General features: G+C 38.8%; 22 protein-coding genes. 17 read left to right on the forward strand and 5 right to left on the reverse strand.

What is annotated here, in order from left to right:
• The first annotated feature begins 48 nt into the window (after nucleotides 1-48).
• From IGL42_RS02000 to IGL42_RS02015, 4 genes are all read left to right on the forward strand, one after another.
• On the forward strand, nucleotides 49-810 hold the full coding sequence (locus IGL42_RS02000) for a DeoR/GlpR family DNA-binding transcription regulator (protein ID WP_002375902.1): 762 nt from the start codon (nucleotides 49-51) through the stop codon (nucleotides 808-810).
• A 12-nt stretch (nucleotides 811-822) separates the two neighbouring features.
• Complete coding sequence (locus tag IGL42_RS02005) at nucleotides 823-2223, forward strand: M24 family metallopeptidase (RefSeq protein ID WP_010710808.1); 1401 nt, start codon at nucleotides 823-825, stop codon at nucleotides 2221-2223.
• 86 nt (nucleotides 2224-2309) lie between these two features.
• Entirely contained in the window at nucleotides 2310-2960 is a 651-nt protein-coding gene (locus IGL42_RS02010) for a uracil-DNA glycosylase (protein ID WP_002373290.1), read from the forward strand.
• A gap of 174 nt (nucleotides 2961-3134) precedes the next feature.
• Nucleotides 3135-4475 (forward strand): MATE family efflux transporter, encoded by a 1341-nt coding sequence (locus IGL42_RS02015; RefSeq protein ID WP_002367982.1) that lies wholly within the window; start codon nucleotides 3135-3137, stop codon nucleotides 4473-4475.
• Nucleotides 4476-4499: 24 nt separating this feature from the next.
• On the opposite strand, the gene IGL42_RS02020 is transcribed toward IGL42_RS02015, so the two are convergent.
• A complete protein-coding gene (locus IGL42_RS02020; protein ID WP_002394654.1) occupies nucleotides 4500-6326 on the reverse strand; it encodes a M3 family oligoendopeptidase in 1827 nt (608 codons plus the stop codon).
• A 127-nt stretch (nucleotides 6327-6453) separates the two neighbouring features.
• Between IGL42_RS02020 and IGL42_RS02025 the strand changes: the two genes are divergently transcribed.
• The 3 genes from IGL42_RS02025 to IGL42_RS02035 all read left to right on the forward strand — a co-directional run bounded on the left by IGL42_RS02025 (nucleotide 6454) and on the right by IGL42_RS02035 (nucleotide 8345).
• Nucleotides 6454-6963 (forward strand): VanZ family protein, encoded by a 510-nt coding sequence (locus IGL42_RS02025; protein WP_002363134.1) that lies wholly within the window; start codon nucleotides 6454-6456, stop codon nucleotides 6961-6963.
• Nucleotides 6964-7093: 130 nt separating this feature from the next.
• Entirely contained in the window at nucleotides 7094-7822 is a 729-nt protein-coding gene (locus IGL42_RS02030) for a YebC/PmpR family DNA-binding transcriptional regulator (protein ID WP_002361233.1), read from the forward strand.
• Between the two features lie 52 nt (nucleotides 7823-7874).
• Complete coding sequence (locus tag IGL42_RS02035; protein ID WP_002384891.1) at nucleotides 7875-8345, forward strand: C-GCAxxG-C-C family protein; 471 nt, start codon at nucleotides 7875-7877, stop codon at nucleotides 8343-8345.
• 75 nt (nucleotides 8346-8420) lie between these two features.
• Here IGL42_RS02035 and IGL42_RS02040 read toward each other — a convergent pair whose 3' ends face one another.
• Nucleotides 8421-8594: a hypothetical protein gene (locus IGL42_RS02040; protein WP_002355495.1), complete on the reverse strand. Its 174-nt coding sequence runs from the start codon at nucleotides 8592-8594 to the stop codon at nucleotides 8421-8423.
• 112 nt (nucleotides 8595-8706) lie between these two features.
• Nucleotides 8707-9681: a ring-cleaving dioxygenase gene (locus IGL42_RS02045; protein WP_002382960.1), complete on the reverse strand. Its 975-nt coding sequence runs from the start codon at nucleotides 9679-9681 to the stop codon at nucleotides 8707-8709.
• Between the two features lie 30 nt (nucleotides 9682-9711).
• Here IGL42_RS02045 and IGL42_RS02050 point away from each other — a divergent pair, with 30 nt between their 5' ends.
• Complete coding sequence (locus IGL42_RS02050; protein WP_002401236.1) at nucleotides 9712-10284, forward strand: alpha/beta hydrolase; 573 nt, start codon at nucleotides 9712-9714, stop codon at nucleotides 10282-10284.
• 66 nt (nucleotides 10285-10350) lie between these two features.
• Here IGL42_RS02050 and IGL42_RS02055 read toward each other — a convergent pair whose 3' ends face one another.
• A complete protein-coding gene (locus IGL42_RS02055) occupies nucleotides 10351-11877 on the reverse strand; it encodes a UDP-N-acetylmuramoyl-L-alanyl-D-glutamate--L-lysine ligase (RefSeq protein WP_010710807.1) in 1527 nt (508 codons plus the stop codon).
• Between the two features lie 203 nt (nucleotides 11878-12080).
• Here IGL42_RS02055 and IGL42_RS02060 point away from each other — a divergent pair, with 203 nt between their 5' ends.
• From IGL42_RS02060 to IGL42_RS02075, 4 genes are all read left to right on the forward strand, one after another.
• Complete coding sequence (locus IGL42_RS02060) at nucleotides 12081-13730, forward strand: putative polysaccharide biosynthesis protein (protein ID WP_002364837.1); 1650 nt, start codon at nucleotides 12081-12083, stop codon at nucleotides 13728-13730.
• Nucleotides 13731-13838: 108 nt separating this feature from the next.
• Nucleotides 13839-14573 carry a pseudouridine synthase gene (locus IGL42_RS02065; protein WP_010710806.1) on the forward strand — a complete coding sequence of 245 codons (735 nt, stop codon included), beginning with the start codon at nucleotides 13839-13841 and terminating at the stop codon, nucleotides 14571-14573.
• Nucleotides 14574-14706: 133 nt separating this feature from the next.
• Nucleotides 14707-16122 (forward strand): dipeptidase PepV, encoded by a 1416-nt coding sequence (gene pepV, locus IGL42_RS02070; RefSeq protein WP_002358655.1) that lies wholly within the window; start codon nucleotides 14707-14709, stop codon nucleotides 16120-16122.
• A gap of 144 nt (nucleotides 16123-16266) precedes the next feature.
• Nucleotides 16267-16500 carry a hypothetical protein gene (locus IGL42_RS02075; RefSeq protein WP_002355504.1) on the forward strand — a complete coding sequence of 78 codons (234 nt, stop codon included), beginning with the start codon at nucleotides 16267-16269 and terminating at the stop codon, nucleotides 16498-16500.
• Nucleotides 16501-16682: 182 nt separating this feature from the next.
• On the opposite strand, the gene IGL42_RS02080 is transcribed toward IGL42_RS02075, so the two are convergent.
• Entirely contained in the window at nucleotides 16683-17699 is a 1017-nt protein-coding gene (locus tag IGL42_RS02080) for an acyltransferase family protein (protein WP_010710805.1), read from the reverse strand.
• Between the two features lie 236 nt (nucleotides 17700-17935).
• Here IGL42_RS02080 and IGL42_RS02085 point away from each other — a divergent pair, with 236 nt between their 5' ends.
• The 5 genes from IGL42_RS02085 (at nucleotide 17936) to IGL42_RS02105 (ending at nucleotide 23123) form a co-directional block, all read left to right on the forward strand.
• A complete protein-coding gene (locus tag IGL42_RS02085; RefSeq protein WP_002363150.1) occupies nucleotides 17936-18889 on the forward strand; it encodes an ABC transporter ATP-binding protein in 954 nt (317 codons plus the stop codon).
• Nucleotides 18890-20407, forward strand: coding sequence for an ABC transporter permease/substrate-binding protein (locus tag IGL42_RS02090; RefSeq protein WP_002355507.1), 1518 nt, complete (start codon nucleotides 18890-18892; stop codon nucleotides 20405-20407).
• Between the two features lie 141 nt (nucleotides 20408-20548).
• Entirely contained in the window at nucleotides 20549-21004 is a 456-nt protein-coding gene (argR, locus tag IGL42_RS02095; RefSeq protein ID WP_002355509.1) for an arginine repressor, read from the forward strand.
• 33 nt (nucleotides 21005-21037) lie between these two features.
• Nucleotides 21038-22558 (forward strand): phosphoglucomutase/phosphomannomutase, encoded by a 1521-nt coding sequence (locus tag IGL42_RS02100; protein ID WP_010710804.1) that lies wholly within the window; start codon nucleotides 21038-21040, stop codon nucleotides 22556-22558.
• A 10-nt stretch (nucleotides 22559-22568) separates the two neighbouring features.
• A complete protein-coding gene (locus tag IGL42_RS02105; RefSeq protein ID WP_002355514.1) occupies nucleotides 22569-23123 on the forward strand; it encodes a GNAT family N-acetyltransferase in 555 nt (184 codons plus the stop codon).
• The last annotated feature ends 5 nt before the right edge of the window (nucleotides 23124-23128 follow it).

Consider the following 23128-nt stretch of genomic DNA (forward strand, 5'->3'; position numbering starts at 1 on the left):
CAAAATAATGCAAAAGATGCTATCTTTACTTAGAAGAGGTGAGGAAGCATGTTGATTGAAGAACGTTTAGCCAAGATTCAAAAAATAGTGAATGAACAAAAAAGTATTTCCATGGAAGCGTTAGCGGAGCAAGTCTCTGTTTCAAAAGATACTATTCGGCGAGATTTAATTCGTTTAGAAAAGGAAGGACATTTAAAGAGAACGCATGGTGGCGCTATCTCAGTGCAGTCTGAAGCAACTATTTATGATTATGCTCAACGAATAATGAAGCATCCAGAGAAAAAACAAGCCATTGCCCAAAAAGTTTGGGCAAATATTCCCAAACAAGCGTCCATTTTTTTTGATTCATCAACCACGGTGGAAGCAGCTATTCGAGCGATGGAAAATAGTCCGATTCACGCGATAACGAACTCTCTCAGTCATGCGCTACTTCTAGCGCAAATGGATCAGACAAAAATTACAGTATTACCTGGGCAACTGCATAAACAACAACTCTTTTTGTTTGGGGCAGAAACAGTCGCTAAGGTTGGGGAATTTGCCCCCGACTATACATTATTAGGTGTGTTTGCGTTATCTGAACAAGGATTATTTATTCACACAGAAGAAGAAGGTCAAGTCAAGCGGCGAATGATTCAACAAGGCAAACAAGTCATTGCCTTAGCAGACCAAACGAAATTAAACAAAACGGGTTTATTTAAAATTTGCGAATTAACAGAAATTGATTGTTTAGTGACAGATACACGACCTGATGAAAAATTCTGTGAGCAATTAGCGCAAGCAGGCGTAACGTTGATTGTCGCAGATGAATAATGGAGGATAATAATGAAGCGAAAAATTAATTATACACATATTGCTGAACCTACTGTTTTTGAGAATGTTTTTCCAACGTATTTGACGAATGAAACGATGATGGCGCGTAAGCAGAAAGTATTACAACGAATGAAAACAGAAAAATTCGATCAATTGGTCTTCTATGCAGACAAAGAGCATGGCAGTAATTTTGAATACTTAACTGGCTTTATTCCGAGGTTTGAAGAAGGACTCCTTGTGTTAAATAAGGATGGTATGGCGACACTTATTTTAGGTAATGAAAATTTAAAACTGTGCCAACATGCCCGCATCTCAGCCGATTTAATTCATTATCCAGCTTTTTCACTACCTAATCAACCAATGGCTGGGGAACAAAAGTTGTCGCAGATTTTTGAAACGCTTCTCGATGAAACTGCTCAAAAAATAGGTATCGTTGGGTGGAAAATGTTTACGACACAACAGCAAGAACCTGCTACTATGTTTGATGTGCCACATTTTATTGTCGAAGCACTGAAAAAAGCGCTGCCGAAAGAAGCTCGTTTACTAAATGGGACCCACTTATTGATTGGAGCAAAGGGGGCTCGCGCAACAAATAATGCTAACGAATTGGCGCACTATGAATATGGGGCGAATTTGGCTTCTCGCAGTATGTTAAAGGCCTTAAATGCAATTGAAATAGGACAGCGTGAAACGGACATTGGGGCTTTGTTAAATGATGAAGGTCAAACGCCGACGGTAGTAACCATTGCGGCAACTGGTCAACGTTTTGAATATGCAAACATGTATCCGACTGCCAAAGAAATTCAGTTAGGTGATGCCTTATCATTAACTACAGGCTACAAAGGCGGCTTGTCTAGCCGAACAGGTTTTGTTATTGAAAACGAGCAGCAATTGCCAGAAGCGCAACGTGATTATTTAGAGCGCGTAGCAAAACCCTATTTTCAAGCTGTCGTTCACTGGCTTGAAACCATTCGAATCGGACTGTTAGGGCGAGAAATGTACCAAGCGATTGAAGAACAGTTACCAAAAGAAATCTATCACTGGCATTTGAATCCTGGGCATTTAGTTTCGGATGATGAATGGATGTCGTCGCCTATTTATCCAGATTCAGCCATTCGCTTGGAAAGTGGCATGCTCTTTCAAGTGGATATTATTCCTTCTGTACCTGGTTATACAGGGGTGAGTGCAGAAGAATGTGTGGCTTTGGCTGATGAAACACTGCAAAAAGAGATTCAGCAAACTTATCCAGACATGTGGCAACGGATTGCGACACGCAAAGCCTATTTAAAGGAGACATTAAAGATCGATTTACCATCGGAGGTTTTACCAATGTCTAATTTAGTTGGTTACTTACGGCCTTTTTATCTAGCTAAAGACAAAGCTTTGTGTGTAGAAAAACCAGCTCCTAAATGAGTAGGCTCCTTTTTTGAGTTTCTTTTGGGCCTTATTTATAATCAATATAGCAAAGGAAGAACACCAGAAGAGAGGCGTGATGGTAAATGCACTATCCTGAACATCTGAAACAAGCAGTTTTAGCTAAAGCGAAAGACTTACCATTAGAAGGGTTTGTGGAAGGCCAAGGCCCGCAACAGCCAAAAGTGATGCTGATTGGGGAAGCCCCTGGAAAAGAAGAAATTAAAGAAAACGTACCATTTATAGGGCGTTCAGGTCAATTGTTGATGGAACAATTACAACAAATTGGCTTAAGTCGTGAAACGGTGTATATCACCAGTGCGGTTAGGAGTCGGCCTTTTTCTGTAAAAACGAAGCAGATTACAAAAACGGGAGAAAGAGTAACCAAATTTCCTAATCGAACCCCAACCAAAGAAGAAATCAAAATTTTTGCGCCTTTGCTTGATTGGGAAATCGCTGTTTGCCAACCTGAACTAATTTTGACACTGGGGAATATTGGGTTGCAACGACTTTTAGGACCAAAGCCAACAATCACTGCAGTGCACGGAACGGTCATTCAGTCGCCCATTCAAACATTTGATGAGCAATCACAAAATTATCATTGGACGCAGAAAACCTATCAAATCATTCCACTCTTCCATCCAGCGGCTGTCTTTTATAATTATCGTTTAAAAGAAGTCGTGAAAGAAGATTGGCAAGTGGTTCAAAAACAACTGCAACTGCTTAAGAAAGTTTAAAATGAGAAAAATAAAAGGATGGTTGTTTTTTCGAAGAGAGAATGCTACCCTAGAAGTATCAATAAATAGACAGATTATTTAATCGCTGGGTTGAATAGTTGAAGGATTCTGATTTTTGCGTAAGCCTTGAAGCAAAAAGAATGAGTCCTTTTTTTGTTAGAAGGAGATTTGGGTATGGAGCAAACACAGCAAAACCATTTTACTGCGTTGTTTTATAAAAATGTTCTGTTAGGAATTTTAAGTATGGCGGCGCAATCAATTTTTATTTTGGCGGACACATTTTTCATTGCAAATGGAATCGGCACCGAGGCGTTGGCGGGGCTTAACATTGTCTTACCACTCGTTAATATTATTAATGGATTAGGTTGGATGTTTGGCGTTGGCGGCGCTACGTTGTTTTCGACCACGGTTGCGCAAAAAGAAATCAAAAAAGCCAATCAGTATTTTAGTTTAACGATTGGGTTAGTTTTCGTTATAGGGAGTCTCTTTACTTTAGCGAGCTTGATTTTTTCCGATCAAATTATTCGGGGACTTCAGGGGACCGGTGTCTTGTTTGGTTTGGCAAAGGAATATTATATGATTTACCTCAGCTGTTCATTATTATTTATTTTAAACAATTGCCTGATTACTTTTTTAAGAAATGACCATAATCCTCGTTTGGCAACGATTGCTTTTGTCAGTGGGGGAATTGTCAATATTATTTTGGACTATGTCTTTATTTATCAATTTGGGTGGGGCATGGCAGGTGCGGCCATTGCAACGGTGATGTCACCTTTAACAAGCTTAATCCTGATTACGTTGCATAAGTGGTCGCCGCAACGAGTTTTACGTTTTGAAAAGTTTAAAGTGAAATTTCAGGATGTTCGAGAAATTATGTCGATTGGTTTTTCCTCCTTTTTAAATGAATTTTCTTCGGCCTTTGTCATGTTTTTATTTAATATTGTTTTGTTAAACTTAGTTGGTCATGTGGCGATTTCAGCTTATGCGATTGTTGCCAATCTCAATATTATTGTGATTGCCATTTTTACAGGGATTGGGCAAGGGGCGCAACCATTACTCAGCCGATACTATGGTTTAGGGGAAACGAAGGTGTTGCGTAAATTTGTTAAACTTAGCTTTATTACGTACTTGGTCGCCGGCTTCCTGTTCTTTTTAATCAGTCAAGTGTTTACGGGACAAATTATTGAGGTCTTTAATAGCGAAGGGAACGACCAGTTGGCGCAAATTGCTAGGACAGCCATCCGCTTATATGCGATTTCCTTCTTGTTTACAGGATTGAATTTTATGGGGATTTATTACTTTTCGGCAGTTCGTAAACCGAAAATGGCGCTAATGATTTCCTCTTTGCGTGGATTCTTTTTAATTGTGCCAGTTTTATTTATTTTGGTGAAATTACTAGGATTAACCGGTGTTTGGTTAGCCATGCCCGTAGTTGAATTTGTTACGTTTGGACTAATGCTTGTGGGCTACCTTGCGTATCGAAACTATTTGAAAAAAAGAGAAGCAGTAACCTGATGTTGGTTACTGCTTCTTTTTTGCTTAGTTTACATAGTTTTCAGTTAAAGTCATGAATTGTTCCACATCTTTTAGGACTTGATCAATGCCGGCTTGCCAGAAATCAGGTTTTGTTAAGTCAACATTTAAATGTTTTTTCGCTAATTCTTCGCTTGTCATCGAAGCAGTGTCTCTTAATAACGCAATGTATTGGTCTTCAAAAGAGCTGCCTTGTTGATTGGCATACGCATAGATACCCATGCTGAATAGATAGCCAAAAGTATATGGGAAATTATAGAAAGGCACATCATCAATAAAGAAGTGCAATTTGCTCGCCCAGAAATGAGGATGATAACTGCCAAGACTATCTTTGTAGCTTTCTTTTTGCGCCGCTAACATTAATTCAGTAATATCTTCTTCCGCTACTAAACCTTTTTGGCGCGCTTGATAAAAATTATTTTCAAAGATAAAACGCGCATGAATGTTCATAAACATGGCAATGGCATTTTGCATTTTTGTGTCTAAAAGGTTAATCTTTTCAACATCTGATTTGGCCTCTTTTAAGGTGGCGTCAGCAACAATCAATTCTGCAAAGGTACTAGCTGTTTCTGCTACGTTCATGGCATACTCTCGATTCAATGAAGGTAAATCCCACATCACGCTACTATGGAAAGCGTGACCTAATTCATGGGCTAAAGTAGCTACTTCGTTGATTGAATTGCCAAAGGTCATGAAAATCCGCGACTCTTGTGTTTCAGGTAATTCTGTACAATAACCCCCAGGACGTTTGCCTGGACGATCTTCAGCTTCAATCCAACTTTTTTCAAAAGCCATTTGGGCAAAATCGGCCATTTTCGGACTGAATTTACGGAAATTTTCTAAAATAAAGGCAGCGGCTTGATCAAAGGAATACGTTTTTTCTTCTAAATCACCTAAAATAATTGGTGCATCTTGGTCTTGCCAATCCATTTTTTCTTTACCGAATAATTGCGCTTTGCGCGTTAGAAAGTCGACGAATGGTTGTTTATTTTTTTGGATGGTTTCCCACATAACCGTTAATGTTTCTTGACTCATTCGATTATAGTTTAAGGGATTTTCTAAATAATCTGTAGTGCCATGCAATTTGTAATCAGATAAACGGAACCCATCCAAGTGATTTAGGGTGTCTGCTAAAATTGAAGCTTTGCCACTCCAAGCTTTCTCCCAGGCTGTAAACAAACGTTGACGAACCTTTTTATCAGGATCTCCCATCATGCGGTTAAAGGCTTGGCCTGCAGATAGTTCTGTCACAGAGCCATCTTTTTCTTCAAAAGGAATCACGATGGAAGCAACAATCGTATCGTAATGTGTACTCCAAGCGTTTAACCCATCTAGAGAAAGCGTATTGATGATATTTTCTTCTTGTTCGGAAAGCAGTTTTTTTCCATCACGGCGTAATTCATTTAAGCGAAAAGCCATTGTTTTGAACGGTTCTTCGGCTAACAGGGCTTGCCAATGTTCTGCTGAAATCTCGGTGATTTTTTTAGTAAAAATGGTTTCAGCTAATTGAATCGCTGGCAACAGATTGTATAAATCGCCTGATAAAATTTTGGCCTTGGTATCATTAGTATTAGCAGAAATTAAAGCAGTTAAAAAACTATTACATTGTGAAAAGCCATTTGAGATTTTCCCTTGTAACGTTAAGATTTCAGCAAATTGTTCTTTGCCTTGGGCACTTTCTGGTGTCCATTCTGTGATTAATTGATGGTACTCTTTTGTCTGTTCGGTTAATTGAGTCATTCGTTGGCTAAGTTCTTTGGACTCGCTCCCATTGGGGAAAATACTGTCTAAATCCCATGTAATAGAATAGGTCATATCCAATCCTTCTTTCATTTTTTTCTTTTCAGTATATCATAAGACCTAAGAGAAGTTGTTTCTTTTTCCCTCGAAACCGACTATAATAAAAAAGAATTTTCCGTGGCAGGCACGGGGCAACTTGAAACCAAGAAAAGAGGATTATATGAAAAATTATTTGAAAGATAGTAATTTATATTTAGTCATTGCGTTTGTAATTATGGCCATTTTATTTTTCAGTTCATCACAGACGTATGAACAGCAATCACAAGTTGGTCTTTTAGATAAACTTCTGAGCAGTCATCCTTTTGAAGAACAATTAAAAAATATTTCTTTTCAATATGCTGGCAGTGAAGTGAGCATTCAAGCTAGTGGTTATAGTAAATTTGTTGAATTTTTTATTCGTAAGGGAGCCCATTTTGGTACGTATTTTCTATTAGGTGGTAGTTGGTTTATTGGATTAGTGCCAAGAATCAAAGGTCTGTTTTTAACAGCTGTTGTTTCCTGGCTAGCTGCTACTGGCTATGCAGGTTTAGATGAATTTCATCAAATGATCACAGGCGGAAGGACCCCTCTTTTTCAAGATGTTATGTTGGATTCCATGGGTGCTTTGACAGCCATCGTTATTTGTTTGGTGGTTCATGGTTTGAAGAAAAATAAAAAAAGAAGACGCTAATTTAGAAGAGCTTCGTTTATTCGTCAGAAAGGTGGATAAGCGAGGGCCTTTTTTTGGTAGCGCTTGTTCCTAACTGAAAAGAAGAGTAGAATAAAGGAGAATAGTAACGAAAAGTCAGGAGGAATCAAGGATGTCAGGACACAGCAAATGGAGCAACATTCAAGGGCGTAAAAATGCGCAAGATGCCAAACGTGGGAAAATTTTCCAAAAAGTTTCAAGGGAAATCTATATGGCGGCAAAAGCAGGTGGCCCTGACCCCGCAATGAATCCTGCTTTACGTTTAGCAGTCGATAAAGCTAAGTCAGCCAATATGCCCAATGATAATATTGCTCGCGCCATAAAAAAAGCCAGTAGTGCTGGGGAAGGGGAACATTATGACGAGGTAACTTATGAAGGATACGGGCCAGGTGGCGTGGCAGTTTTAGTTCATGCACTAACAGATAACCGCAACCGAACGGCCACCAATGTTCGCGTCGCGTTTACTCGAAATGGTGGCTCTTTAGGTGAAACGGGTTCGGTGAATTATATGTTTGATCGTAAAGGCTATATTGTCATTAAGCGAGAAGATCATGCAATTGAGGAAGACGACATGCTAGAAGTCGTTTTGGAAGCAGGCGGCGAGGATTTAGAAACATCACCAGAAGTATTTGAAATTTACACAGCACCAGAAGATTTTACAGCGGTTCGCGATGCTTTAGAACAAGCAGGTTATTCATTAGCACAAGCTGAATTAACAATGGTTCCGCAAACCTTACTAACCTTGAACGATGAACAAAAAGCGCAATTAGAGCGCTTGGTTGACAAGTTAGAAGACGATGATGATGTGTCAGAAGTATTTACCTCTGCAGAAAATCTATAAAATAAAGGGATGCTTGGCATCCATTTATTCATAAAATGAAAGCGGATACAGAATGGAGGGCATTTTGAAAAAGAGAATTTGTTTACAAGCAATCAGGGAAGAAGCGGAAGCCTATTATCGTAACGGTGATTTTTATTGCTCGGAAGCGATTGTGGCGACCATTCGGCAACACTTCGATGCGGAGATTCCCATTGAAGCTGTGGCCATGGCTTCTGGGTTTCCTGTAGGTGTTGGAGGAGCGAAGTGTATTTGTGGTGCTCTTTCAGGCGGGGTTATGTGTCTGGGCTACTTTTTTGGTCGGACAGAAGCCAAAGGAGAACAAGTAAATAAAACGATGGCTTTAGCCAACGAATTGCATCAAAGTTTTCGACAAAAGCATCGAGTGGTTTGCTGCAGTATTTTGACAAGTAAAATGACGATGGGTTCACCTGAACATATGGAACAATGCATTGGCTTTACTGGAGAAATCGCTGAAACAACCGCAAAAATTATTGCACGAGAACTTGCTTACGAATTAGTCTAGTAAAAAATGAGAGAGGAGCAACCAGATTCATTCACCTGAATCTGGTTGCTCCTCTCTCATTTAATACGTAATCAATTAACCAAGTACTTTTTCATAAGCTTCCACTTGAGATAAGACACGTTGGAGCTGTAATTCATTTTCAATATAGTTGATTGAATTACCTAAATCTTCTTGGCGGTTTGTTTCTAAACGATCGACTTCTTTTTTTGCTTCGTTCAATAAGTGTAGAACTTCTTCCTTAGATAACATGTACTCACCTCCTTGCGCAGTTCATCTACTATTAGTGTACTCCTTTTTTTCAAAAAAGGGCAATAATAGGATATTAAAAAACAAAAATAGCGGTTAGAACCGCTATTTTTGTTTACTCATGGCGTTGTTGTGCTAAAATCGCTTCGATTCGTTCTCTTTGATCTGCCAAAAAGTGAGGCAAATAAAGGGGGATTTCATCAAAGTTTGAACTTTGATTTTCATAGGCTTCGGCATCTAGCAGGCCTTTTTGTGTGGCTACTTCAAATAACAAGTGGTTCGGTTCTCTAAAATACAATGATTTGAAAAATTCACGGTCTTTAATTCCTGAGTTTGTAAAATTCTTTTCATCCAACAGGCTGTCAACTTGCGTTAATTCTTGCGTATCTTCCACCCCAAAGGCGACGTGATGAACGCCACCAATTCCTTCAATGGCAAGCGGATTGGTACGGTCATCAATGATATGCACCTCTTGATAAAACTGTGGATGATGATTTTCCAGAACAGTTACTTCATGCGCAGTTTCAAAAAAAGGTACTGTTTCTTTTTCATGCCAATGTAAATAATCCACTAAAGGTTGTTTGGTAGCTGCGGCATATTGGACGCGTAATTGAATTGCATCAATGCCTAAAATTGCATGTTCTACTGGAATTTCAGCATGCTCAGCTGGAAAATAATCTTCCGCATTTTCAAATTCACGTAACGGAACAAGCGCCATTTGCGTATTATCGGGCGCTTCAAAACGCAAAATTGGGTGTTGGTTAAATGTTTCCACACCATAGTGGCAGATACCCGCTTGCTCAAGACGTTCTGCCCAAAAATCCAAAGAGGCGCGCGTTGGTACTTTTAAAATAGTTCGTTCAATCGTATTTGTCCCAAAGGATTGATCTTGGCCATCATTCAATTCAAAAAAAGTTAATTCGGTACCTGTTCGTTGCTCATTATCTGAGAAAAACAAGTGATACATGGTGTGATCGTCTTGGTTGATCGTTTTCATTAGTAATTTTAATCCCAGTGTATTATGATAGAAGTCAAATGTAGGCTTTATCAATCGATTTAAAATAGAGATGTGATGAATTTGTGCATACATAGTAAAATTCCTTTCTTGGAGGTTTATTAAATGAAACAATTTTTTCAAAAAGGGTCGAAACCTAATCAATTAGTTGTCGCTTTCCATGGTACTGGTGGCAATGAATATCAATTATTAACCACCATCGCAACCCTTTACCCAGAAGCGAGTGTTCTAAGTTACTTAGGGACAGAAGGTGTAGGCGAACAGCGACGCTTTTTTGCGCCATTAGTCAATGGAGCATTACCTCGTGCTAACTTTGATGAGCGAGTGACGGCGTTTCTAGAAGAAGTTTGGCAACCGCAAAAGTTATACGATGAAGTTATTTTTATAGGGTACTCTAACGGTGCCAATTTTATTTTAGGCCTGTTAGAAAAGAACCCGACTATTGCTAACACTGTTATTTTACTGCATCCAAGCAATTTAGGCTATCAATATGTATCTGGTGAGTTTGCGACAAAAGTGATTGTCACAACAGGGGCTCAGGATGAGTTGAGTATTCCGGGACAAGTTCTTTCTTTAGCTAATCAATTAAAGAAACATTTTCCAGTCGACTTTTTACTAGTGGATGGCGGTCATGGCTTATCAGAAGAAGAAGTAACGAAAATAAAAGAAATTCTTTAAAAAACAAGCTGCAACCTTTGCTGATAAGTGGTTGTAGCTTGTTTTTTTCATGTGTGTTTAAATGATTTAGTTCTTTTTATTAATGAAAGCTTCCGCAAGGGCAAAGTCTCCTGCGTAAGGTTCATCTACGCCGTTTACTTTTTGATAAAGGTCGGCGCCTTTACCAGCTAAGACAATCGCATCATCAGCCGTTGTGCTTAAAGATAATGCGTGAGCAATTGCTTCGCCACGATCTAAAATGGTGTAAACAGGCATTTCTTTGGTAATATGGGCTTGAATTTCTTGGCAAATTTTTGCTGGATCTTCACTGGCTGGGTCATCGGTTGTTAGGACTGCAACATCAGCCAATTCAGAAAGAACCCTACCAAAGTCTTTGCGGCGAGAAATCGCTTTGTCTCCCGTGCTACCGACAAGAACAATTAAGCGGCCGTCAGGATGTTCTTCGCGGACAAAGGTTAAAAGATTCTTCAAACTATCATAGTTATGAGCGTAATCAACATAGACGGTTGCACCGTTGGTATTCGTTAAAGATTCCATCCGGCCAGGGACGGTGGTTGCTGCGATCCCTTGTTGACACTCTTCTTTTGAAGCTCCCACAAGGACACTAGCAATCGCCGCACTTAACGCATTACCTTTGTTAAAATCACCACCTAAACGAAGGTGATAAGAGCCGGCCAATCCTAACGCATCTGCAGGACTTTCAACGATAAAACGTAAGGAATCATCTGAAGAAACAGCGAATGAATAGTCAACTTCTGAAGCTGGCTGACTGCCATAGACAATGGCAGGGACTTTTTGCTGTTGTGCGGTTTCTTTAAGTAATGGAAAATAATCAGCTTCGTGATTCAACACAATGACTTTAGAATGTGTAATCAATTGACGTTTGCAATAAAAGTAATCGTCAAAGGTTGGATGTTCAATTGGACTGATATGGTCGGGGGTAATGTTTAAAAAAATGCCGACATCAAAAAATAACTTGTAGACACGATTAGTTTTGTAGGCTTGGGAAGAAACTTCCATAATAAAATGAGTCATCCCGTTAGCAACAGCGGTTGCCATCATTCGATACAAGTCCAAAGATTCGGGTGTAGTCAATGCAGATTTAAAGAATGTTTTGCCATCTAATGTCGAATTCATGGTAGAAAGCAAGGCTGTTTTTTGTTGTGTAGCAACATCTAAAATATATTTGGTGAAATAAGCCGCTGTTGTTTTACCTTTGGTTCCAGTAAAGCCAATCAGTTTTAATTTATTTTGTGGATAATCATAAAAAGCCATGCTTAACACAGCCATTGCTTTTTTAATGTCAGTCACGATAATTCCTAGTTGTGCTGGAACCTCATAAGGCACCTCAGAAACATAGATTTCTAGGCCGTCTTTTACAGCATTTTCTAAATAGATTTCTTTAAAGTTTAATCCTTTACAAAAAAAGAGTGTTTCTGCTGTTACGTCTCTCGAATCGTAAGAAAGAGCCGTTACTTCTCGTTGACCTAACGTGTCGGAAAGAGTCAAGTGCCAGCCTTCTGGTGAAATAAATTCTTTTAATAAATCTTCTTTTTCTAAGCAATCGCGAATTGCGAATAATGAAATCGTCACTTTTTTTGCCTCCAAACGTTTCAACGAAATTTCAAAACTGATGTCATTATAGCATTATTTTTCTTTTAAAAAAACCATCTCGTTAGCGTGAGAAAATCCATGAGAAATGTTAAAATAGGATAATTCTTCGAGAAAGTCGTTGCATATCCCAAGATGAACAATTAAAATAAAGAAAGCATACTCAAAGAATATTGGAGGACAAAATGATCAATCAACCAAATTCAGTTGATCAACCAATCCTGACGAACCAAGAAAAAATGGTCAAAGGCTCAGCTTGGATGACAGCTAGTAATATTATCTCCCGCATGTTAGGGGCGATTTACATCATCCCCTGGTACGCTTGGATGGGCGAGCACGGAAACGAAGCGAACAGTTTGTTTTCAATGGGGTATACGATTTATGCCTTATTCCTAATGATCTCTACCGCCGGAATTCCAGGTGCGATTGCCAAGCAGACCTCGCATTATAATTCATTGAACGAATATAAAATTAGTCGACAGCTTTTTTATCGTGCCTTACAACTAATGGGTGGCTTAGGTGTGGTTTTTGCTATTGTGATGTATTTGGCATCTCCGGCATTAGCAGCTTTGTCTGGCGGAGGACCTGAATTAGTTCCAACGATGCGTTCATTAAGTTTAGCCGTTTTAGTTTTCCCAAGCATGAGTGTCATTCGCGGTTATTTCCAAGGAAATCAAGAAATGATGCCCTTTGCTTTATCACAAATTGTTGAACAAGTAGCACGAGTTTTTTACATGTTATTAACTGCTTTTATTATCATGAAAGTCTTTGAAGGTAATTACGTTACAGCGGTGACCCAAGCCACTTTTGCGGCATTTATTGGGATGCTCGCAAGTTTTGCGGTTTTAGGTTATTACATGTACAAACAAAAACCATTATTTGATTATTTAGAAGAACACAGCGCCAATGAACATGAAATTGCTCCAAAAGAGTTATTGATTGAAACTTTTAAAGAGGCGATTCCTTTTATCGTAGTTGGCTCAGGGGTAACGGTCTTTAAACTTGTCGATCAGTTTACTTTCTCAAACTTTATGCGTTTGTTTACGGATTATTCAGATACCCAATTACGAGAGCTTTTCGGTATTTTTAATGCCAATCCGGACAAATTAACCATGATTGTCGTGGCTTTAGCGACTTCGATTTCGGCTACTGGATTACCGTTGATTACAGAAGCGGTCACCTTAAAAAATCACCGTGAGTTAGCGCGTTTGATTAGTAATAATTTACAACTTTTTGTGTTTGTAATGTTGCCAGCAACGTTCGGTATGATTGTTTTAGCGCAACCACTATACACTGTTTTTTACATGCCAGATGCTTTAGGCACTTCTTTATTAGTGCAAGCTTGTTATGCTAGTTTATTCTTGGGCTTGTATATGTTAGTGTCAAATATGTTGATGGGGATGTATGAAAATCGTGACGCAATGCGTTATTTAGGAATTGGTTTAGCAGTGAAATTAATCGTGCAATTCCCCGCAATCCGTTTATTTGAAGTTTACGGTCCGTTATTAGCAACGATGATTGGCTTTACGGTTTCTTGCGTATTGATTCTAAGAAGAATTCGTCAAGTGACACGTTTTAATTACAAATTAACCTTACGGCGAACATTGTTAATGTTCTGTATTACAGTCATCATGATGATTATCGCTTTGATTTTCCGTCAGTTCTTGTATCTATTTTTAGATCCAACTAGACGTTTCCAAGCCTTCATTATCGTTGTAATTGTGGCTGCTGCAGGAGGCGCTTTTTATGGCTATTCGGTCTTGAAGATTCGCTTAGCTGATCGTTTATTAGGGAAAAATGCCGCAAAATTACGTGCAAAATTCAATATTAAATAATAGCTGATTGAACTCCTTTCAGCAGATTCTCTTAAGAGACAAGGCTTGAGACATCGATCGATTCGATTTATGTCCCAAGCTATTTTTTTAAAGGAAAGAGGAATGACGATGCGTTTAGATAAATTTTTAGCCGATGTTGGTATCGGTAGTCGTAAAGAAATCAAACAATTGTTAAAGAAAAAAGTCGTTACGGTGAATGGTGACGTCGTAAAAGAAGCCAAAACACAAGTAAATGAAGAAACAGATCAAATTGCCTTTATGGGAGAAATTCTTACGTATCAGAAATTCTTTTATTACATGTTGCATAAACCACAAGGTGTCATTTCTGCGACGGAAGATCAGCGAGATGAAACGGTAATTGACTTGTTAACTGATCAGGATTACCGTGCCGACTTGTTCCCAGTTGGTCGCTTGGATAAAGATACCGAAGGCTTGCTTCTATTAACAAATGATGGCCAGTTAGCGCATCAATTATTATCACCCAAAAAGCATGTGGATAAAGAATATTTAGCTGAAGTTGAGGGACTTGTGACAGCGGAAGATTGTCAACTGTTTGCGCAAGGATTTGCCTTGAAAGATGGAGAAATGGTTAAACCAAGTCGTTTAGTCATTGAGACGATCAATGAGGAAGAAGGGACTTCCGTAGTCCGTTTAGTGATTCAAGAGGGAAAATTCCATCAAGTAAAACGGATGTTAGCCACTGTAGGCAAACCTGTGACGTATTTAAAACGATTACGAATGGGCGAACTATGGTTGGATGAAACGTTAGAACTAGGGGAATATCGGCCCTTAACAGAAGCCGAATTGCAACAACTACAACCTAAACAATCATACCTCAATTAAAATAAACAAAAACCCAGCCCTTTCTGCGGAAAAGATAAAAAATTTCTCGAAAAATAGTGTCGGGTTTCTTTCTTTTTCTGCATAAAATGGTATGATTGACTATGTAGAACTTTATGAATAGGAGTGACAACAAATGACAATTGATTGGACAAAAGAAGTCGAAGCACGTAAAGACGACTTATTAGAAGATTTACAAAACTTATTACGGATCAACAGTGAACGTGATGATGCACAAGCAACACCTGAAGCGCCCTTTGGACCTGGGCCAGTTGCTGGCTTAAAACACATGTTAGCGTATGGTGAACGTGATGGCTTTACGGTGAAAAATGTCGACAATTACGCTGGACACATTGAATATGGTGAAGGCGACGAAACGTTAGGAATTTTTGGTCATATGGACGTTGTTCCTGCTGGTGATGGTTGGGAAACAGATCCTTATGAACCAGTCATTAAAGATGGCAAAATTTATGCACGTGGTGCAAGCGATGATAAAGGCCCAAGTATGGCTGCTTATTACGCAATGAAAATTATCAAAGAATTAGGCTTACCCGTGTCTAAAAAAATTCGTTTCGTAGTAGGAAGTGACGAAGAAAGCGGCTGGGGCGATATGGATTACTATTTCCAACATGAAGAAGCGCCAGACTTTGGTTTCTCACCAGATGCTGAGTTCCCAATTATCAATGGGGAAAAAGGAAATGTGACTATTCGTTTAACTTTCCGAGGCGGTAACGGCGCTGATTATAAATTAGAAAGCTTCAAATCTGGCTTACGTGAAAACATGGTTCCGGGAACAGCAGATGCTGTTGTAACGGCTGCTTCAGCAGACGAAGCGGCTTCACTAGCTGCTAGCTTTGAAACATTCATCAAACAAGAAGCAAAAATTTCAGGTAACGCAGAACTTTCAGATAAAACAGTGACTTTCCATGTAGTTGGTAAAGGTGCTCACGGTGCTAGCCCACAATCTGGAATTAACGCAGCGACTTTCTTGGCAACTTTCTTAAATGATTACAGCTTTGCAGAAGGCGCATACAGCTTTATTAATACCATTGCTGAATTTATCCATGAAGATTTTTATGGTGAAAAATTAGGCGTGGCTTTTGAAGACGAAAAAATGGGTAAATTGACAATGAACGCTGGGATTGTTAACTTTGATCCAGAAAATCCTGAAAATAGCTTAGTAACATTAAACTTCCGCTATCCAAAAGGAACTTCAGCAGAAGAATTACAAGCAAAAGTTCAAGCAACAGTCGGTGAAACGGTCACTGCAACACAAGGAGATCGCAACCAAGAACCGCATTATGTACCAGTTGATGATCCATTGGTGGCAACGTTACTACAAGTTTACGAAGACCATACAGGCGAAAAAGGCCAAGAACAAATCATTGGTGGCGGTACTTATGGCCGCTTATTAAAACGTGGTGTTGCCTATGGCGCAATGTTCCCTGGCTACACAGACACAATGCACCAAGCCAACGAATTTATGGAATTAGATGACTTATTCCGAGCAGCTGCTATTTATGCAGATGCGATTTATCGTTTAGCGAAGTAAAGTAAAAAAGCTGTTTTCGATTTTCGAAAACAGCTTTTTTTTGCAATTTTTGCCTTTTAAAAACCCAAAATCAGAACTGTCAATTTACTGAAAATTTCTTGCAAATCAAGGGATCCCACGATACGATAAATAGGAGAAAACGCAATGAGTGAAACACTTATTGTTAACTATTTAATCAAAGGACGTGTGAAGATGAACGTAGAAGAATTAGTTCAAAAAGCAAAAGATTTAATTGGAGAAGGCAACGTGGAACATGCGCAACAATTCATTGAAGAACATAAAGATGAATTAGGCGAACACTATCATAAAATTACAGCGATGTTAGCTGATACAACGACAGATGGTTTGTTTGATAAAATTAAAGGATTGTTTCAATAGTTGAAAAAAATCTGAGATAAAAGTGGAGGCTGAGACAAAAGTGTTTAGCTCCAAGAACCAAGTAGGTACGATGATTTCATCTGTTCATGCTTCACAGTGAAACATTGCAACTCTCGCCGTTTAACAGTTTTTGAGCGTGGAGCAAAAATCCAAAGTGATTTTTGTCCCACGCTCTTCTTTTTTTATTTAACTTTTAACCATTGTTTTGGCAACACATACGCAATTGGATTAAAAAGATAATCCGCTCCCCGTTTCACCACAGGCATATTCGTAATAGCTAAAATGAAGAGGGCTAAGAAGAGCGCCAAGATTCGGAAAGTAAACCATTCTTTAAAGAGTGTGTCTAATTGCAAACCACTTTCCAACAGAATAATTAAGGGCATATGCAAGAGATAAGGGTAGAGGGTATCTTTTCCGAGGGCGCTTAAAGGTAACTTTCGTTTCGGCAATAATGCAAACCAAGAAAGAGACACCAATGCTGCAGCAACGTAAAAGAACAGCTGAATGAAACTACTGTATTCAAAGGCCGGACTAATTTCAGCGTAGGAAGCCCAACCAGTTAAGAAGCCCCAAAATTTCGTTGCCAATGACCATTGACTATTTACAAATAAAAAGGAGCTTAAAATTACGCCTATCGCTGCCCATTTGACTTTGCGATGATCTAAAAAGGTTTGTAGCTTTTGAATATCCATTAAGTAGCCACAATAAAAGAAAGGGAAGAAGCCCAGAGTCCGTCCTAAAGACAAGAAACCTTCCACAGGTAAATAGCCTGAGGCGCAGCCGATAACAATGATGATTGGCAACATGATTTTCGGCTGAACGCGCTGAAGAAAGATGGTAATTAAGTAGAAACTTGCTAAGGAAAGTAAGTACCAAGGAACGCCTGTTTCGTTCAGTAAATCAAAATTCATTTTATTTGCAAAGGCGAAATTAGCAAGCGTAATCAACAACTTCGCTAAGAGATAAAGCCAAACAAAGGAAAGTAAGCGTAGATATTTTCGTTGTTTAATTGCATGTTTACTAAAGAGTCCAGAGACAAAAATAAAGGCTGGCATATGGAATGAATAGATCCAAAAGTTGATCGTTTCCATGAGTCGTGAAGGAGAAGCTTCACGATCTAAAATATGCCCAAAAATCACTAAGAAAATTAAAAAAAGTTTCACGTTGTCCCATTTATAAATTCGCTTGTCGTTTTCCATAACGATCACTCCTTTTAGTAGAAAACAGTTCACTTTTGTTTAAGGCAGAAGAGGACAATTTTTCCATTCATTGAGTAGATAATTGTAGATACGAACCGGCAGCTGTTAAATGAGCCCCCACATACTTGCGCTTAAAACAAAAAATTAGGCAGGATGTTAGTCTTAAATTATACTGAAAGAGTGACGATCCTCCAAAGATTTTGTTTATTAAGAAGTGAAAGATGCGGTGAAAATAAATGATAAAATTTCAAAATGTTTCAAAAGTATATCAAGAAAATGCCGTTTTGTCCGATGTGAATTTAACAATCCAACAAGGCGAATTTTTTGTATTAGTAGGGCCGAGTGGTAGTGGAAAAACGACGACTTTGAAAATGATTAATCGGCTCATTGAGCCAACGACAGGTGAAGTGGCTCTCAATGAACAAGCGGTAACCAACTACCCTTTACGTGAATTACGACTAAAAATTGGCTATGTTCTTCAGCAAATTGCCTTATTTCCTAACTTAACCGTGGCGGAAAATATTGAGTTGATTCCTGAAATGAAAAAATGGCCCAAAGAGCAACGCAGAGAGCGAACCATTGAACTATTGAAAAAAGTTCAGCTGGATCCTGAGGAATATCTGCATCGTAAGCCAGCAGCGCTTTCAGGAGGCGAACAACAACGTATCGGGATTTTACGCGCCATTGCAGCCGAACCAGAAGTGATTTTAATGGATGAACCTTTTAGCGCGCTAGATCCGATTTCAAGACATCATCTTCAACGTTTGGTGAAAGAACTTCATCAGGAATTAGCGAGTACCATTGTTTTTGTGACCCATGATATGAATGAAGCTTTACTGTTAGGGGAGCGCATCTGTATTATGGACGCTGGCAAAATTATTCAAGTCGATACGCCAGAAGCCATTCAAAAACATCCGAAAAATAATTTTGTCGGTCAATTTTTCAAACAATCTTCGCCAGAACTAGCGAACTATTGTGGCGCTGACTTGACTGCATTTTTAGAAGCCGCAGATGAGACGATTGAGCCAGTGCCAACTGTTTTCATGGAAACCAATTTAAAAGAGATTGTCCAACTCATTAATGCACAAGAGAAAGCAAATTTAGTAGAAAAACAACAAGTTTTAGGGTGTATCACCTCAAAAACGATTACTCGTTTTATGGAACAGCTGTTGGAAAGCGAGGGACAGTAGATGCAAGCACTGATTGAAACTTTTTTCGCTCGAAAAGAAGAATATCTGCAAGCGTTAATCGAGCATATGCAATTGTCCTTTATCTCGTTATTATTCGCTGCGTTGATTGCAATTCCTTTAGCCATTTATTTAACAAGTCATCGTAAGTTAGCGGAAAGTCTGTTACAAGTGACTGGGATTTTCCAAACCATCCCTTCTTTAGCCTTGCTAGGCTTACTGATTCCGTTAATTGGTATTGGTCGACCACCGGCAATTGTTGCGCTAGTGATTTATGCCTTATTCCCAATTTTACAAAACACCTATACTGGTTTGACGGAAATTGATCCTTCGTTAGAAGAAGCTGCAGAAGCATTTGGGATGAGTAAAAAAGAAAAACTGTTTAAGTTTGAGTTGCAAATGGCGTTACCATTTATTATTTCTGGGATTCGAACGGCTACCGTTTTAATTATTGGTACGGCCACGTTGGCGGCGTTAATTGGAGCAGGTGGTTTAGGGACCTTCATTTTATTAGGAATTGATCGAAATAATTTATCGTTGATTTTTATTGGAGCCCTTTCATCGGCTGCACTAGCAGTCTTATTTAATTATGGAATTCATTGGTTGGAAAAAGCGAATGGGCGGCGACTAATCATTGGCGGTACTATTTTAGGCCTTTTGTTAGGTGGTTCATTTTTCTGGAATCAACAAACTTCTTCAAAGGAAAAGCAGCTGACAATTGCTGGCAAATTAGGAGCGGAACCAGATATTATTATTAATATGTATAAAGCCTTAATTGAAGAAAATAGCGACATTCAGGTGACGTTAAAGCCAAACTTTGGCAAGACTACTTTTTTATATAATGCCTTGAAATCAGATGAAATCGATCTTTATCCGGAATTTACAGGAACAGTGATCGAAACCTTTTTAAAAAATCCTCCTCAGCTAGACAATCAACCTCAAGTAGTCTATGAAGCGGCACGCGCTGGCTTGAAAAAACAAGAAAACCTTACTTTGTTGAAACCGATGCGCTATGAAAATACGTATGCCGTCGCAGTTAAGCGCTCATTTGCAAAAGCGCATCAATTAAAAACGATTAGTGATTTACAGAAAATTAGCAATCAGTTGAAAGCAGGTTTTACGTTAGAATTTATTGATCGGCAAGATGGTTATAAGGGATTACAAGAAAAATATCATTTAAATCTGAATGTCCAATCGATGGAACCGGCGTTACGCTATCAAGCGATTAATAATGGTGAGGTAAATGTGATTGATGCCTATTCAACGGATAGTGAATTGAGACAATACGATTTAGTAACGTTAGAAGATGATCAAGCGCTATTTCCGCCTTATCAAGGAGCACCACTTATTAAAACAGCAACGTTGGAAAAATATCCAGAATTAGCAGAAATATTGAATAAATTGGCAGGAAAAATTAGCGAAGAAGAAATGAGTGAAATGAATTATCAAGTCAATGTGGAAGGGCAAGATCCTAGCATAGTGGCGAAAGACTATTTAAAAGAAAAGAATCTTCTTAAATAAGTATTTTTTACTGAAAAAGACTGGTATATAAACATTTATCCAGTCTTTTTCAGATAAATAAAGAGTTTAATGTGAAAAGTACCTGTATTTTTACTCATTTTTGGATATAATAAAAGAAATGAATGGAGAGGAGTGGTCTATATGAAAAAAGCAGAACGTCAACGTTTGATTAAACAATTAATTATGCAACAAGAAATTGAAACACAAGATGAATTAATCACTCGTTTGGAAGAACTTGGCGTCCGAGCCACTCAAGCGACTGTTTCAAGAGATATCCGTGAAATGAGTATTGTTAAAACACATGGTGCAGATGGTCGTGTCAAATATGCAATTTTTTCTCAAGCACAAGGCACAAGCAGTGAAGAGAAATTACGAGAATCAGTAAAAGATTCAGTTGTTCGAATGGAGCGAGTACAATTTATTGTCATCTTGCATACAGAGATGGGGAATGCCGATGTGGTGAGTAACTTTTTAGATGAAGTAGCTTATCCAGAAGTGGCTGGTACAGTGGCTGGTGCGGATACGATTATTGTGATTACACGTTCAGAAGAGGATGCGGAACACTTTATCGAACGCATCGAAAATATGATTTTTTAAAATTGAAAGCATCAATAGAAGGGAGTTTTTTTCTTGGTAGAATTGAAAGCGCTACAAAATGGTTCGGATATTCGGGGAATTGCTTTGGATACGGAAGAGCAAACTGCAACATTAACCGCAACAGCAGTAGCCGAGATTGCGGTGGGCGTGGTTCGTTGGTTACAGGACAAAAAACAGCTGCCACGAAAGGCACAACAGCGCCTGACAATTGCAATCGGACATGATAGTCGTCTAACGGCGGAGCCGATTAAGCAAGCATTAGTAGATACGTTTCTTTCATTAGGTATTCAGGTGATTGACGTTGGTTTAGCTACGACGCCTGCTATGTTTATGGCTACTCAATTTCCAACGCTTCAATGTGATGCAGCGATTATGATTACAGCTAGCCATTTGCCTTATTACTTTAATGGCTTGAAGTTCTTCACAGCAGAAGGTGGAGCAGAGAAAGAAGATATTCGGTATATTTTATCTCATACTGATCCGCTGACAGCCAATGAAAATGGCACACTGATGAAGCAAGAGTTACTGCCAATTTATGCGGAGCATTTGGTGGCAAAAATCCGCCAAGGAATTCATTCGCCAGAAGAGAAACCTTTACAGGGCTTTCGAATTATCGTTGATGCGGGTAATGGGGCTGGGGGCTTCTTTGCGGAGCAGGTTCTTCAAGTTTTGGGCGCTGATACGACGGGATCACAGTTTTTAGAACCAAATGGGCATTTTCCTAATCATGTACCTAATCCAGATAATTCTGAAGCAATGAAAAGTATTCAAACAGCTGTTTTAGCTAATCAGGCAGATTTGGGCATTATTTTTGATACAGATGTAGATCGTTCGGCTGTGGTGGACCAATCAGGTGAGGTACTAAACCGAAATAATTTAATTGCTGTTTTAGCGGCAATTGTTTTAAAAGAAGCGCCTGGTAGTTATATTGTGACAAATTCGCCAACCTCAAGTCATTTAAAAACATTTATTGAAGAAAAAGGCGGCCAACAGATTCGTTATATTTCTGGTTACCGAAATGTCATTAATAAAATGATTGAATTGAATCATGGGGGATTTCAGACACCGTTAGCCATTGAAACCAGTGGTCATGCAGCGTTTCAAGAAAACTACAATCTGGATGATGGTGCATATGTCGTGGCGAAAATTTTAATGTTGTTACCAGAATTGAAACAAAACAATCAAACGTTAGGAGATCTGATTGCTACATTGAAGCAACCGGCAGAAACCAACGAATTTCGCTTCAAAATTACTGCGGAGGATGTTACGTGTTATGGGCAACAAGTCTTGCGAGACTTTGAATTGTTTGTAGAAAATCAAGCAGACTTTGCTGTGGACCGTGAAAACCAAGAAGGTGTTCGGGGAAACGTGTCTGGTCAATATGGCAGTGGGTGGTTTTTGCTACGCTTAAGTCTGCATGAACCGTTGCTTGTTCTTCAGGTAGAGAATGACCAAAGCGATAAAAATGCGTGTGTCATCGAAAAAATTGCCACTTTTTTACAAAAATACGAGGAAATAGATAGTCAGCAGATAGAAAATAATTTAGGAAATTAAAGGTGTTCTTATGGAAAATGTTTTAAAAGGAAAACACGTTGGCTTTTCTCATTTTAGAGAAGAATATATCGAACATATTGCAAAACAGCAATGGGATAATGAATTGCTTCGGCATTTGAGCTGGGATGCTTTACATCCGTGGGGGCTTGAAGAATGGAAAGATTTCACGATTAATAAAGGAGAAGATGATCGATTTCTATTTGCTATTTTAGAAAATACGACAGAGAAATTTATTGGTTGGGTCTCGTTGTCTGATGTACAGTTGAAAAATAGAGGGGCCAATTTAGGGATTGCTATTTTACAAAAAGAGCAACGAGGTCAAGGATATGGCTTTGAGGCGGTGTCTTTAATTTGTAAATTTGCTTTTTATGAATTGGGCTTGCACAAAATCAGATTAGCTGTCAATAGTAACAATCAAAAAGCGATTCATGTTTATGAAAAAGTAGGCTTCAAAAAAGAAGGAATTGATAGAGAAGCGTTATTTCAAGATGGCCAATGGCTGGATATCTACAATTACGGAATTTTACAAAAAGAGTGGCTACAAATGATTAAGGCTGAGAGTTAGCTCAG

The organism is Enterococcus sp. DIV0712, assembly GCF_050554855.1.
GTDB classification, from domain to species: Bacteria; Bacillota; Bacilli; order Lactobacillales; family Enterococcaceae; genus Enterococcus; species Enterococcus faecalis.

Coding starts and splice junctions, on each gene's coding strand:
- IGL42_RS02045 (WP_002382960.1), bottom strand. CDS start 9,681: ATGTATGCACAAATTCATCACATCTCTATTTTAAATCGATTGATAAAG.
- IGL42_RS02065 (WP_010710806.1), top strand. CDS start 13,839: ATGCGTTTAGATAAATTTTTAGCCGATGTTGGTATCGGTAGTCGTAAA.
- IGL42_RS02000 (WP_002375902.1), top strand. CDS start 49: ATGTTGATTGAAGAACGTTTAGCCAAGATTCAAAAAATAGTGAATGAA.
- IGL42_RS02090 (WP_002355507.1), top strand. CDS start 18,890: ATGCAAGCACTGATTGAAACTTTTTTCGCTCGAAAAGAAGAATATCTG.
- IGL42_RS02085 (WP_002363150.1), top strand. CDS start 17,936: ATGATAAAATTTCAAAATGTTTCAAAAGTATATCAAGAAAATGCCGTT.
- IGL42_RS02015 (WP_002367982.1), top strand. CDS start 3,135: ATGGAGCAAACACAGCAAAACCATTTTACTGCGTTGTTTTATAAAAAT.
- pepV (WP_002358655.1), top strand. CDS start 14,707: ATGACAATTGATTGGACAAAAGAAGTCGAAGCACGTAAAGACGACTTA.
- IGL42_RS02035 (WP_002384891.1), top strand. CDS start 7,875: ATGGAGGGCATTTTGAAAAAGAGAATTTGTTTACAAGCAATCAGGGAA.
- IGL42_RS02060 (WP_002364837.1), top strand. CDS start 12,081: ATGATCAATCAACCAAATTCAGTTGATCAACCAATCCTGACGAACCAA.
- argR (WP_002355509.1), top strand. CDS start 20,549: ATGAAAAAAGCAGAACGTCAACGTTTGATTAAACAATTAATTATGCAA.
- IGL42_RS02050 (WP_002401236.1), top strand. CDS start 9,712: ATGAAACAATTTTTTCAAAAAGGGTCGAAACCTAATCAATTAGTTGTC.
- IGL42_RS02080 (WP_010710805.1), bottom strand. CDS start 17,699: ATGGAAAACGACAAGCGAATTTATAAATGGGACAACGTGAAACTTTTT.
- IGL42_RS02030 (WP_002361233.1), top strand. CDS start 7,094: ATGTCAGGACACAGCAAATGGAGCAACATTCAAGGGCGTAAAAATGCG.
- IGL42_RS02010 (WP_002373290.1), top strand. CDS start 2,310: ATGCACTATCCTGAACATCTGAAACAAGCAGTTTTAGCTAAAGCGAAA.
- IGL42_RS02040 (WP_002355495.1), bottom strand. CDS start 8,594: ATGTTATCTAAGGAAGAAGTTCTACACTTATTGAACGAAGCAAAAAAA.
- IGL42_RS02025 (WP_002363134.1), top strand. CDS start 6,454: ATGAAAAATTATTTGAAAGATAGTAATTTATATTTAGTCATTGCGTTT.
- IGL42_RS02075 (WP_002355504.1), top strand. CDS start 16,267: ATGAGTGAAACACTTATTGTTAACTATTTAATCAAAGGACGTGTGAAG.
- IGL42_RS02020 (WP_002394654.1), bottom strand. CDS start 6,326: ATGAAAGAAGGATTGGATATGACCTATTCTATTACATGGGATTTAGAC.
- IGL42_RS02005 (WP_010710808.1), top strand. CDS start 823: ATGAAGCGAAAAATTAATTATACACATATTGCTGAACCTACTGTTTTT.
- IGL42_RS02105 (WP_002355514.1), top strand. CDS start 22,569: ATGGAAAATGTTTTAAAAGGAAAACACGTTGGCTTTTCTCATTTTAGA.